This is a genomic window from Diaminobutyricibacter sp. McL0608, assembly GCF_039613825.1.
GTDB lineage: Bacteria > Actinomycetota > Actinomycetes > Actinomycetales > Microbacteriaceae > Diaminobutyricibacter.
Genome location: NZ_CP154826.1, coordinates 367,653 through 380,627, shown reverse-complemented (window position 1 = coordinate 380,627; position 12,975 = coordinate 367,653). Strand labels below are relative to the sequence as shown.

Here is a 12,975-nt window from a genome sequence, read left to right as displayed (position 1 = left end):
CTCGATCGGTCCGAACGATCGGTTGCCAAAAAATGGCCCGGATGCGCGATTGGTCCGCAATATATTGCGAACCAATCGCGCTCGGGCTTACGCGGAGCGCTGGTAGACGCGGAAGGCGCTCGTCGCCAGGGCGGCCATGACCACGGTCAGCGCCGAGAGCAGGCCGACGTGGACCCAGATCGACGCCCAGTCGGGGCTGGCGCTCAGCGCCTCGCGTCCGACGATGACGGCCCACTCGAACGGGTTGTATTTCGCCGCGGTCTGGACCCACTCCGGCGACAGCGCCGTGTTCATGATCGCCGAGCTGAGGAACATGAGCGGCAGCGTGATCAGCTGCGAGATGCCGATCAGCACCGTCTGCTCCTTCGCGAGCAGGGCGGCGGCGTTCGACAGCGAGCAGAAGATTGCGGTCAGCAGCACGACGGCGAGCAGCAGGATCAGGATGCCGGTCAGCCCACCGGAGAAGCGCGCCCCCGCCCAGAATGCGATCCCGACAACGATGAGGCTCTGCACGATCGCGAGGATCGACTGGTAGATGAGAGTCGACACGATCATCGCCGGCCGGCTCGTGGGCGACGTGAGGAACCGGTCCATCACCCCGCGCTGCATGTCCTGGATGTAGACCGTGCCCGACCAGGCGCTCCCGAACAGCGCCATCATCATGACGATGCCGGGGGTGAGGAATTCGAGGTAGCTCTGGCCTGCGCCGAATCCGGGGATCTCGACGACCGATTTGAAGAGCTGGCCGAAGAGCAGCAGCCAGATCACCGGCTGCACGATGTTCATCACGAGGAAGGCGGGGAAACGCGCCGCCGCGCGCAGCTGGCGCCCGGTGAGGATGACGGTGTGGGTGAGTGCGATGGTCATGATGCGTTCTCCAGTGCGTAGTTCTCCTGTGCCTTGCTGAGGGTGCGGCCGGTGTGCCGCAGGTACACGTCGTCGAGGCTGGGTCGGGCGACCGTGGCGGATGCGACGACGAGCGCGGCCGTCTCGAGCGCAGCGAGCGCCTGGGGAAGCGTCGCGGCACCGAGGTCGGCCCTGGCGCGGATGGTCCGCCCATCCGCCCCGATCTCGCGAAGCGCTTCGACGCGCGCGAGGGCGGCGAGGGCATGCGCGGGGTCGCTGTCCGGCGCCAGCTCGATGATGACCGCGTCACCCCGCAGCCCGTTCTTCAGCTCTTCCGGCGTGCCGCCGGCGACGACGGTGCCGTGGTCGACGATCGCGAGCCGGCTGGCCAGCCGGTCGGCTTCTTCGAGGTAGTGGGTCGTGAGCAGCACCGTCATGTTCTCGAGCTGGGTCATCCGCTCGATCTCGGCCCACAGTTCAGCGCGCGCCTCCGGATCGAGGCCGGTGGTCGGCTCGTCGAGGAAGAGGACCTGCGGTCGGTTCATCAGGCCGATGGCGACGTCGAGCTTGCGGGCCATGCCACCCGAGTAGGTCTTAACCTGGCGGTCGGCCGCCTCGCCCAGCGAGAAACGGTCGAGGAGCTCGGTCGCCCGCGCTCGCGCATCCCGTGCGCTCAGGCCCTGGATGCGCCCCGCGAGCACGAGGTTCTCACGCCCGGTGTCGACGGGGTCGGAGACGGGCTTCTGGGCCACGAACCCGATCGCCCGCCTCACGTCGGCCGGATGCCGTGTCACGTCGATCCCGGCGACGGTGGCTCTCCCTGCGTCGGCTTTCGCCAGCGTCGAGAGGATCTTGATGGTCGTCGACTTGCCTGCCCCGTTCGGCCCGAGCAGTCCGAAGACCGTGCCGGCGTCGGCGGAGAAGCTCAGACCGTCGAGCGCACGAACAGGCGGTTTGCCCCGCCCTGTGGGATAGGTCTTGATGAGTCCGTCGGCTTCGAGAGCCGACAGTGTGTTGTTCGCCATGGTGGCGTCCTTCCTCTGGTGGAAGTCGTGCCGGCCGGGCTGCGCAGTACCATAGCAATGGACCCTCGGTGACTGTTGACGCAGGTTCCGTTCGCGGAACGACTGGGGTTTGGGTGGCTCGGATGTTGGCGCATCCGGGCCACCATTCTGTTTTCTTCAGGGCATGTCAGCTCCGTCGCGGTCCGTAGAGCATCCGGGCGAGCACCAGCATCATGACGACGAAGCCGCCCAGGAGCGCGAGCCACGACCAGAGCCAGCCGACCGTGAAGCTCAGCACGACGAAGAGGGCGAGCGCGACCAGCCAGATGACTGCCGAGTAGATGCCGAAGCGGGCTGCGGTCTCGGGCTCCTCTTCGAAGCGGTTCGACATCGTGTACTCGCGCTGCGCCTGCCGGAGCCACGCTTTGTGGCGGTTCGTCTGGGTCGCACCGAGGAAAGAGAACAGGACGACGCCGGCCACGATGCCGACCGCGGCGAAGACGATTCCCCAGAGCGGGAGGGCCGCAAGTGCGACGAGGCCAGCGAAACCGAGGCCGTAGACCGTCAGGAACGACGCGACGGCGTAGGCCGCGCCGCGACCGGACGGCATGGGATGGTTCGTCGTGGTCTCCTGGACGAGCGAGTCACCGACGATCCACCCGACCCCGGTGGCGCCGATCCCGAGCAGCAGGATCGTGACTCCGAGCGGAACCGGGATCACCCCGGCAGCAGCCAGCCCGGCGAGCAGGAGTGCGGCCGTGGCGACGATCGAGGCGACGACGACGCGCACGACGAAGGCGGGCTTCGGGCGCACCTTCGCCAGCCGGAAGGCCGCGCTCTGGCCACTCCAGCCCGGGGCGGGCTGTGACGTCGTGGCCCCTTCGTCGGGAGCGATCGACTCGGAGACCAGTTCGTGCACGTCGCCGAGCTCGTCGATGGCCTGGTGCGCAGCATCCACCGGACTCGTGCCTGCGGCCTCGAGGTCGGCGACGCGCGCCATGAGGTTCGCGCGCACCTCTTCTTTGAGGTCCTGTGATTCCGGCGTCAACGGGATGTCGGCGAAGGCGTCGTCGAGGAGCCGGTGGATGTCGCCGCCGCGGCGGGGAGGGGTGGTGTCAGTCATTCTTCGCATCCTTTACGGCGAGGAGGGTGTCGATGATGCGCCGGGTTGCCACCCAGGCCGCAACGTTGCCGTGGTAGACCGCACGGCCGGCGTCGGTGATGCGGTAGTACTTGCGACGACCGCCCTGGGTCTCGTCGCCCCAGTAGGACTCGACGAGCCCGTCTTTCTCGAGCCGGCGGTACGTGGCGTACAGGGTGGCTTCTTTGATCTCGTGGCGGCCCCCGGTCGCATCGCGGATGGCCTTGTAGATCTCGAAGCCGTACTGGTCACTGCTGCGCAGGAGACCGAGCACGATCGTGTCGGTGTGGCCGCGCAGCAGATCGGCGGCAAAGGCGTTGTTCTCGCCGGCCGATCCCGTCGGGGCATTCGGGATGTTCATCACGACAAGTACTGTATCACGCACAGTACTTGATGTCGACCTTACCTTCCGACCAACGTTGCATCCGCGTAATAGACAAGGCCCCGGATCTGAACACTCGGATGAGTGACAGAACCGGGGCCTTCTCTATTCCGAGCAATCAGCGTAGGTGACAACTCGTCATCATTGGCGGCGCGCACGTGATCATCGCTTGCGCCTACCGTTTCTTGCCGTTTCGACGAAGTAGGAAACGGACGTCAGGAGTATCGGCACTGCATAAAGCCACGGGGGTTGAAGGCCGAAAACCAGCATCAGGGCGAACGCAGCTGCCCCAACCATCACCGATTCGATAGCAATGTCAATGCTCGATTTCAACAGGCCACCTCGTAGGCGAGCGGCGGCACACCAGGAACGTACGGAATGTTGATCTGGCCGCACTTTCCGTGAGCTGCAGCGCTTCTAAAAGGTGCCATCACAATTTGAGTGAGCGCAATGGAGGCGAGAGCACAGGCCGCCTTCGGCGCGCCGCTTGGCACCCACGAGCAGAGGACCGCCACCGCTGAAGAGGCAGTGGTGTATCCGGCGATCGTTTTTGTCTCGGCCTTGGAATACTTCGCGGCAGCACCCCACCAAAACCAGATCATGCTCGGGTCTGCGACAACCGGATAGGCGACGCCCGCGGATGTCATGTGTTCAACTACCTGAGTGAGGGTGGTTCCATCGATTTCGTAGTGCGTCGGAACAGCCTTGCCGTGCGCGTCTTTTGCCCAAGGCGCGGACACAACAGCGACCACGTTGTCGAGGCAGTCGAGGATGGCAACCTGGTCGCCCGACTTCACCAGCCGACCACCATCTGGAACTGTCACGGGGTAACTGTATCGGGTGGGTGCGTCAGCGATCTTGATGATGGTGTTGATCTGCACGTCGCCGTTGGACTGCACCACCGGGACAGTTGTTGACCCGTTGTTGTTGTCATAGGAGACAACGCCGCGCTTTTCCGCTTTTGCATGCTTGGCTTTGGCAGCGAACGGCAGTCCGATCGACACTTCGCCATTTGGTGTCACGGCGGAGATTCCCGCAGTCGGATCTACCGGGACGGTCAAGGCGGTTCCAGCGATTGTTGCGTCGATCGCGTTTGTCCCCGTTGCGGTGGTTGCGACGTTCGCGGCATCAGCAACAGTGTTAGGCGTTGCCTTGGCCACTGCAGACAGCGGATCTGTCATGTGCACGGACAGGTAAATACTGACTTGTTCGCTTGTCGCGCCCGAGAATTCGTGCGGCCCCACCACGGCACTCGGCACTCCGATAACTGCGACAAAGAAAACTCGCAGAAAAATAACGAACTGGTAACTAGCGGTCGTTACCTCTTCGTTATATAGTCGAAGAGCGTTAGTTGTTTGCTGTGGCAGCCAACGCGGAATGTGATTGCAGGACACTCTTGGTGCAAGGGAGAGGGCCGGCCGCTAGCCTCTGCGGCCGGCCCTCAATCTGTCCCGGCCCGACTTCCGTCCTCCGAACTGCTGGCACAATCGATGCATCTGCATCGAGAATGGTGCCGGGGTTCGATTAGGGGAGGCGGCCATGAGTCGACGGGCCAATGCGGTGACCGCATGGGAATCACTGTTCCGGGCGCAGGTCGCAGTGATGCGCACCCTCGCTGCGGAGTTCCCGACGAGGGACGTCTCGTTCAACGAGTACGACGTCATGTTCAACCTCACACGGCAACCGAATCGCGAGCTGCGCCTCCGCGATCTCAACAAGCACGTGCTGCTGACCCAGCCGAGTGTCAGCCGCCTCGTCGACCGCCTCGTCGCGCGCGGTCTCGTCGCCAAATGCCCTGAGCCGAACGATGCCCGCGGAACGATCATCCGCCTCACCGACGAAGGCTACGCGCTGTTCCGGCGGGTGGCCGTCGAGCACATGAAGACCATCGACGAGCGGGTCGGCGGCCGCCTCGACCAGGACGAACTCGACCGCCTCACCGAACTCTGCGACAAGTTGCGCGCCACGAACTGACGTCGGCCGCGATCTCTGCACAGACCGGCGATCTCCCGGTTCCCTCCAGAGCTTCGACGCGTATCATGACGCCATGAAGTCTCCGGAACGTACACGTTGGGGCGTGGCCGGGGCCGCGATGGGGTTCCTTGCATTGAGCATTGTGGCCGGAATCCTCGCAGCCGCTGCCGTCACGCCCGCCGTCGCACTCACCGGCACCGCAGCCGACGACACCATCGGTGTGTTCGACGGTCTGCCCGAGTACATCAAGGTCGAGCCGCTCGCGCAGGCGTCGACCATGTACGCGACGAGGGGCGGCAAACCGGTAGCGATCGCGACGTTCTACTCGCAGAACCGTGTCGAGGTCGGCTGGGACGACATCGCCCAGGTCATGAAGGATGCGGCGATCGCGACGGAGGATCCCCGGTTCTACGACCACGGCGGCATCGACGTCACGGGAACCATCCGCGGAGCCCTGCTGACCGCGCTCCACAAGGATGTGCAGGGCGGCTCGTCGATCACGCAGCAGTATGTGAAGAACATCCTCGTGCAGCGCTGCGAGAACAAGCAGGTCGACGTGACGGCGACGGCGGCCGTGCAGAAGAAGCAGCTGGCCGCCTACCAGGCCTGCTATTACGACGCCACGCAGGTCGACCCGGTGCGCAAGCTGAAGGAGATGCGCTACGCGATCGGGCTCGAGAAGGAGTACAGCAAGAACCAGATCCTGCAGAGCTACCTGAACATCGCGCTGTTCGGCGGACGGGTCTACGGAGTCCAGTCCGCGGCCGCCTACTACTTCGGGGTCTCTGCGAAAACTCTCAACCTTCAGCAGGCCGCGACGCTGGTCGCGATCCTGAACAACCCGGACAACCTGCGCATCGACCAGCCGACCAGCACCGACAACGGCGCCAAGAACGGGTACGCCCTCACGCTCGAACGGCGCAACTACGTGCTCAACCGGATGCTCGCGAACGGCAAGATCACGAAGGCCCAGCACGACGCCGCGGTCGCCACCAAGATCCAGCCCAAGATCACGCCCGTGCAGAACGGCTGCATGACTGCCCAGCAGTACAGCGCGGCGTTCTTCTGCGACTACGTACAGCGGATCATCCAGCAGGATCCGATCTTCGGGGCGACCTCGGATGCGCGCACGCTGTTCCTGAACCGTGGCGGGCTCAAGATCTACACGAGCCTGAACCTGGATCTTCAGGCGGTGTCGCAGCACGCACTGAGCAGCTACATCCCGCCGACCAGCCCCAACCTCGACCTGGGTTCCTCGAACGTGTCGACCGAGGTCGGCACGGGCCGCGTCATCACGATGGTGCAGAACCGGGCGTACAACAACACCGCGGCACCGCCGCCCGGGACCACGGCCGTCAACTACAACACCGATTACGCCTACGGCGGCTCCGAAGGGTTCCAGACCGGTTCGTCATACAAGGCGTACGACCTCCTCGAATGGCTGAAGGAAGGGCACTCGCTCTACGAGGTCATCGACGCGTCGCACCACACGTTCGCGCAGACCTCGTTCCACGAGAGCGACCCGTGCAACGACATCGGCGGAGCGCCGTGGAACGTCGCCAACGATGAAGGCGAGTCGGTGTCCCGGATCAACGTCATGAACGCGACGGCAGCATCCGTGAACTCCGCCTTCGCGATGATGGCGACGAAGCTCGACCTCTGCGGCATCAAGGAGGGCGCGCAGGCGCTCGGGGTGCACGGAGCCGACGAGCAGGCGAACCCGTACATGGCGAACCCGTCGTCCGTGCTGGGCACGAACTACATCGCCCCGTTGACCATGGCCACCGCGTACGCGGGCATCGCCAACCACGGCGTGGCCTGCAGCCCGGTCGCGATCGACAAGATCGTGGCCGCCGATGGAACACTGCACGCGGTTCCGAAGACGAAGTGCAACACCACGAATCCCATCGACCCCGGTGTCGCGGCAGCGGCCATCTTCGCTCTGCAGGGCGTGCTGCGTGGCGGCGGTACGGCAGCCTCGGCGAACCCGGGCGACGGAATACCCATCTTCGGCAAGACCGGCACGACGGACAACTCGGTCGCGAACTGGCTGGTGACGTCGACCACCAAGATCGCCCAGGCTACCTGGGTCGGCAACGTCCAGGGCGGTGTCGCCCTGCGCAGCCAGTCGTTCCAGGGCGTCGGGGGTGGTGACGTGAAGTTCGCGATCGTCAAGCCGATCGCGGCGGCCCTGAACGCCGCGTACGGTGGCGGAGCGTTCCCCGACGTCGACGGCAAGTACCTGAGCAGACCGGCGCCGCCGAAGGCCCCGCCCGTTGCGCCGAACGCCCCGACCCAGCCGGGCAAGGGTGGGCCCGGTGGCGGTGGCGGTCCCGGTGGCGGCGGTGGCGGTGGCGGCAAGGGCGGCGGCAATCCTCCGGGCCACTGAACTGACGGGGCGGCCGTCTCGCTTATTGTTGTCACGTGGGCCGAACTCCTGATCCGACCAGAAAACCCGAGCTACTCGCGCAGATCCTCGACTACGTCGCGACCGAACCCCTGTCGCGGATGACATTCCGATCGCTGGCGAGCGCGCTCGGCGTCAGCACGTACTCGTTCGTGTACCACTTCGGCTCCCGCCGCGAAATGATCGACGCCATCCTCGAGGAGAGCGTGCGGCTTCAGCGCGAGGTGCTCGAAGGCGTAGATGTGCTGGCCTTCGACCGTGATCAGCTGGTCGCCTGGTACAAGGAGGCGTTCCGCTATTCCCTACGCGACGCCAACCGCACCGGCCTTCGTCTCCAGTTCGAAGCGGGATCACTCGAGTCGGTGGACCCGGACATCGGGAGGCACATGACCGACGCGTTCGCGAGCTGGCTGCGCCTGATCGATAACTGGCTCATCGACCACGGCGTCGAAGCCGACCGGGCATCCACTCTCGCCAACTGGATCTCGGACACGACCCTCGGCCTCCACTTCGGCTACCTCATGACGGGCAACCGCGAGCGGACGATCGCCGCGTTCGACGTCTTCATCGAAGCCTTCATGCGCGCGGCCCTCGACAGCTGACCCACCGGGTCTAGCGGGCGCGGGCGAAGACCTGCGCCTGCCAGGGGGCGAGACGTCCGTCGACGGCGGGCGTCGCATCCGCCAGGTTGCCGAGCACGAGCTCGGCTCCATCCCATCCGGGGACCTCGGTGACGTCGAAGTCGGCCGGGTCGCCGCTCAGGTTCACCAGCACCAGCAGCTGGCGATCGTCGAGCGTCCGCGTGTACGCGAAGACCGTCGGATGTTCGAAGAGCACCATCTCGAGCGTCCCGTGCGAGACGACCCGGTCGCGATGCCGCAGCGCGATGAGCTCGCGGTAGTAGGCGAAGACCGAGTCGGCGTTCTCCCGCTCGGCGTCGGCGTTGATCTCGGTGTAGTTCGGGTTGACCGCGATCCAGGGCGACCCGGTGGTGAAGCCCGCGTAGGGTGCATCCGTCCACTGGACCGGGGTGCGCGCGTTGTCACGGGAGGAGACGCGCAGGGCGGCGAGCACGTCATCCGCTCGCGCCCCCAGCGCGCCGACCGCTTCGCTGTAATGGTTGAGCGACTCGATGTCGCGGAAATCGTGGATTCCGTCGAACGGCACGTTCGTCATCCCGAGTTCTTCGCCCTGGTAGATGTACGGCGTTCCGCGCTGCAGGTGCAGGACCGTGCCGAGCGCGGTCGCGGACTCGCGGCGCAGGAGCCCATCATCGCCGAACCTGCTCACGACGCGCGGCTGGTCGTGGTTGTTCCAGTAGAGGCTGTTCCAGCCCGAGTCGGCGAGACCGGACTGCCAGCGAGCGAACGACTGCTTGAGCTCGAGCACGCTCGATTCACGCGGATCCCATTTTCCGCCCGGGCCGTGGTCGAGACCGACGTGCTCGAACTGGAACACCATGTCCACCTCGCCGCGGGCGGGATCGGTGAAGAGCTGACCCTCCTCCACGGTGACGCCCGGCATCTCTCCGACGGTCAGGTATTGCCCGTCTCGGCCGGCGAACACCCGCTCGTGCATTTCGTGGAGGAACTCGTGGATGCGCGGCCCCTGCCCGTAGAACGGGTAGCCGTCACCGTACAGGCGACCCGGCGGCACCACGCCGTCCGGCAGGTCCTGAACCTTCGAGATCAGGTTGATGACATCCATCCGGAAACCGTCGACGCCGCGGTCGAGCCACCAGGTCATCATCTCGTACACCGCATCGCGCACGGCCGGGTTCTCCCAGTTGAGGTCGGGCTGCTTGCGGGAGAACAAGTGCAGGTAGTACTCCCCCGATGCCGGGTCGAACTGCCAGGCGGGACCGGAGAAGAACGAGCCCCAGTTGTTCGGTTCCGCTCCCGGGTGTCCGCCGACCGTCCCCTCGCGCGGCGCACGCCACCAGTACCAGTCGCGCTTCGGACCGTCCGGCCCTGACGACGACTCGACGAACCACGGATGCTCGTCGGAGGTGTGATTCACGACGAGGTCCATCACCAGCTTCATCCCGCGGCGGTGCACGTCCTCGAGCAGCGCGTCGAAATCGTCGAATGTGCCGAAGACGGGGTCGATCGCCCGGTAGTCACTGATGTCGTAGCCGTTGTCGTCGTGGGGCGACGCGTAGATCGGCGACAGCCAGATGACGTCGACGCCGAGTGCCTCCAGGTGGTCCAGGTGATCGATGATCCCCTGCAGGTCGCCGATGCCGTCGCCGTTCGCATCCGCGAAACTGCGCGGGTAGATCTGGTAGACAACGGCCGCGCGCCACCACTGATCGCCGGTGGGTGTCGGATGCTCGGTCTCGGCGCTCGTCTCCGTCATGGGTCCCAGAGTAATGTCACAGGCATGGGATTCGAAGGCTGGCCCGATGCCGCGGTCGACTTCTACCGAGGTCTCGAGGTGGACAACTCGAAGGCCTACTGGACAGCGCACCGGGAGGTCTACGACCGCGACGTCCTGGCTCCCATGCAGGCGCTCCTGGAGGAGCTCGCGCCCGAATTCGGCGAAGGCAAGATCTTCCGGCCCTACCGTGACGTCCGCTTCAGCGCGGACAAGTCGCCGTACAAGACGGCCATCGGCGCACTGCTCGGAGGCCGGGGCTACGTGCAGCTCTCCGCGTCAGGGCTCGGCGTCGGCGCAGGATCGCACACGATGGCCCCGGACCAGCTGACGCGTTTCCGCTCGGCGATCGACGACGAGGAGCACGGCGAAGAGCTCGAGAAGGCGATCGCCGCGGTCGAGTCGCGGGGAATCCGGGTCATGGTGCACGACAGCCTCGCTTCGGCCCCGCGCGGCTTCCCGAAGGACCACCCCAGGGTCGGGCTGCTGCGGAACAAGGACCTCTCCGCCTGGCGCCAGTGGGAGCCCGAGCCGTGGCTGGGCACGCCGGAAGCCGCCGACCGCGTCGTCGAGTTCCTCCACGACAGCCGCCCGCTCACCGACTGGCTCGACGCCAACGTCGGACCGACGACCCTGCAGCGGAGCCGCTGAGCCGACCCGGCGGCACGCGCGCCCGCTAGCCTGAGACCCATGCTCACTCCTCCCGCAGCTGCCAAGAAGCCGACCCAGCGCATCCATCACGGCGATGTGTACGTCGACGATTACGAATGGCTCCGCGACAAGGACGACCCTGCGGTGATCGCGCACCTGCACGAGGAGAACGCGTACACCAACGCGCGCACCGAGCACCTCTCGTCTTTGCGCGAGCAGATCTTCGATGAGATCAAAGGGCGCACCCTCGAGACGGACCTGAGCGTTCCGACCCGCGAAGGCGACTGGTGGTATTACACGCGCACGCTGGAGGGAAGCCAGTACGGCATCCACTGCCGGGTGCCGGTGGCCGACGCCGGCGATTGGGAACCGCCGGTGATCGACGACGCCGCCAAGACGACAGGCCTCCCGGGCGAGCAGGTTCTGCTCGACGACAACATCGAAGCCGAAGGCCACGACTTCTACTCCCTCGGCAGCTTCGACGTCACCGCAGACGGCACGCGCCTGCTGTTCGGTGTCGACACCGAGGGCGACGAACGCTACACCCTGCGCATCCGCTCTCTCACCGATGACGGCGCCGTCTTCTCCGACCGGATCGACGGGACCGCCGCCGGCGCCCTGTTCGATCCGAGCGGACAGTACATCTTCTATACGACGGTCGACGATGCGTGGAGGTCGGATACCGTGTGGCGGCACACGGTCGGGACCGCGCCTGCCGATGGCGTCGTCGACGACCGCGTCTTCTACGAACCCGACGAGAAGTACTCGGTCGGGGTCGGGCTGACCCGCAGCCGCGCATTCCTCGTCATCGAGGCCGGGTCGAACATCACCAGCGAGACGTGGCTGCTTGCCTCCGACGATCCCAGCGGCGAGTTCCGCGTGGTCTGGCCGCGTCGCGAAGGAATCGAGTACGACATCGAGCACGCCGTGGTCGCCGGCGTCGACCGACTGCTCATCGTGCACAACGAGGACGCCGTCAACTTCGAGCTGGTCAGCGTACCGGCGAGCGATCCGCAGGGGCATCGGCGCGTACTCATCCCCCACAGCCCGCAGGTGCGCATCGAAGGAGTCGACGCCTTCCGGGATTTCGTCGCCGTCGAGTACCGGCGCGACGGCCTGACAAGGGTCGCGATCGCGTCCGTCCCGACCGAAGGAAGCTCAGGCGACGACCGCCTGCACGAGCTGACCTTCGACGAGGAACTGTTCACCGTCGGCGCCGGCGGCAACCCGGAATGGACGCAACCGACTCTCAGGCTGGGCTATGGCAGCTTCGTCACGCCCTGGACGGTCTACGACTACGTCGTCGCCACCGGCGAACTGCGGATGCGCAAACAGCAGCCGGTGCTCGGCGAGTTCGATCCGGACCTCTTCGTGCAGCGACGCGAATGGGCGACGGCGGCCGACGGAACCCGCATCCCGATCTCCCTCGTCTACCGGAGCGACCTGGTCTCGACCGACGACCCCGCTCCCCTCCTCCTGTACGGCTACGGATCGTACGAGGCCAGCATGGACCCGACCTTCGGCATCGCGCGCCTCAGCCTGCTCGACCGCGGGATCATCTTCGCCATCGCGCACGTGCGCGGCGGCGGGGAGCTCGGCCGCACCTGGTACGAGAACGGCAAGCTCATGCACAAGCGCAACACGTTCACCGACTTCGTGGAGTCTGCGCGACACCTCATCGACACAGGGATCACCAGCCCCGACCGGCTCGTCGCGCAGGGCGGCAGCGCCGGCGGACTGCTGATGGGTGCTGTTGCGAACCTCGCCCCGAGATATTTCGCGGGCATCCTCGCTGAAGTGCCGTTCGTCGACCCGCTGACCACGATCCTCGACCCGTCGCTTCCGCTGACCGTCACCGAATGGGACGAATGGGGCGACCCGCTCCACGACCCCGAGGTGTACGCCTACATGAAGTCGTATTCGCCGCTCGAGAACGTGCACCAGACGCACTATCCGCGCATCCTCGCTGTCACCAGCCTCAACGACACGCGCGTCTACTTCGTCGAGCCGGCGAAATGGGTCGCGAAACTGCGCGAGGTCGGGGCGGATGCGCTCCTCAAGACCGAGATGGCCGCGGGCCACGGCGGGGTGTCCGGCCGGTACAACGCGTGGCGGGAGCGGGCTTTCTCGTACGCGTGGGTCGTGGACGCGCTGGGCGCGCATCCGACCGGCGAGTAGCGTCACGTCCGGCGCG

At 65.9% G+C, this 12,975-nt stretch carries 11 protein-coding genes; 5 read left to right on the top strand and 6 right to left on the bottom strand.

Translation table 11 applies throughout. From position 1 onward, the window contains the following. Nucleotides 1-87 precede the first annotated feature (87 nt). From AAYO93_RS01790 to AAYO93_RS01770, 5 genes are all read right to left on the bottom strand, one after another. Nucleotides 88-867, bottom strand: coding sequence for an ABC transporter permease (locus AAYO93_RS01790; protein WP_345763317.1), 780 nt, complete (start codon nt 865-867; stop codon nt 88-90). Further along, nucleotides 864-1,871, bottom strand: a complete 1,008-nt coding sequence (locus tag AAYO93_RS01785) for an ATP-binding cassette domain-containing protein (RefSeq protein WP_345763316.1) — start codon at nt 1,869-1,871, stop codon at nt 864-866. The genes AAYO93_RS01790 and AAYO93_RS01785 overlap by 4 nt, the downstream gene beginning before the upstream one ends. A gap of 166 nt (nt 1,872-2,037) precedes the next feature. Further along, entirely contained in the window at nt 2,038-2,973 is a 936-nt protein-coding gene (locus AAYO93_RS01780) for a permease prefix domain 1-containing protein (RefSeq protein WP_345763315.1), read from the bottom strand. Further along, nucleotides 2,966-3,352: a PadR family transcriptional regulator gene (locus tag AAYO93_RS01775; protein WP_345764938.1), complete on the bottom strand. Its 387-nt coding sequence runs from the start codon at nt 3,350-3,352 to the stop codon at nt 2,966-2,968. Before AAYO93_RS01775 ends, AAYO93_RS01780 begins: the two co-directional genes overlap by 8 nt. 350 nt (nt 3,353-3,702) lie before the next feature. Further along, entirely contained in the window at nt 3,703-4,617 is a 915-nt protein-coding gene (locus AAYO93_RS01770) for a hypothetical protein (RefSeq protein WP_345763314.1), read from the bottom strand. 295 nt (nt 4,618-4,912) lie between these two features. Between AAYO93_RS01770 and AAYO93_RS01765 the strand changes: the two genes are divergently transcribed. The 3 genes from AAYO93_RS01765 (at nt 4,913) to AAYO93_RS01755 (ending at nt 8,356) form a co-directional block, all read left to right on the top strand. Continuing rightward, nucleotides 4,913-5,347: a MarR family winged helix-turn-helix transcriptional regulator gene (locus AAYO93_RS01765; RefSeq protein WP_345763313.1), complete on the top strand. Its 435-nt coding sequence runs from the start codon at nt 4,913-4,915 to the stop codon at nt 5,345-5,347. Between the two features lie 73 nt (nt 5,348-5,420). Beyond that, nucleotides 5,421-7,736 (top strand): transglycosylase domain-containing protein, encoded by a 2,316-nt coding sequence (locus AAYO93_RS01760; RefSeq protein ID WP_345763312.1) that lies wholly within the window; start codon nt 5,421-5,423, stop codon nt 7,734-7,736. A gap of 35 nt (nt 7,737-7,771) precedes the next feature. Continuing rightward, nucleotides 7,772-8,356 carry a TetR/AcrR family transcriptional regulator gene (locus tag AAYO93_RS01755; RefSeq protein ID WP_345763311.1) on the top strand — a complete coding sequence of 195 codons (585 nt, stop codon included), beginning with the start codon at nt 7,772-7,774 and terminating at the stop codon, nt 8,354-8,356. A 10-nt stretch (nt 8,357-8,366) separates the two neighbouring features. Here AAYO93_RS01755 and AAYO93_RS01750 read toward each other — a convergent pair whose 3' ends face one another. Next, a complete protein-coding gene (locus tag AAYO93_RS01750; protein WP_345763310.1) occupies nt 8,367-10,112 on the bottom strand; it encodes an alpha-glucosidase in 1,746 nt (581 codons plus the stop codon). A gap of 24 nt (nt 10,113-10,136) precedes the next feature. Between AAYO93_RS01750 and AAYO93_RS01745 the strand changes: the two genes are divergently transcribed. Further along, nucleotides 10,137-10,781, top strand: coding sequence for a DUF2461 domain-containing protein (locus AAYO93_RS01745; protein ID WP_345763309.1), 645 nt, complete (start codon nt 10,137-10,139; stop codon nt 10,779-10,781). Between the two features lie 39 nt (nt 10,782-10,820). Next, entirely contained in the window at nt 10,821-12,959 is a 2,139-nt protein-coding gene (locus tag AAYO93_RS01740; protein ID WP_345763308.1) for a S9 family peptidase, read from the top strand. Nucleotides 12,960-12,975 lie beyond the last annotated feature (16 nt).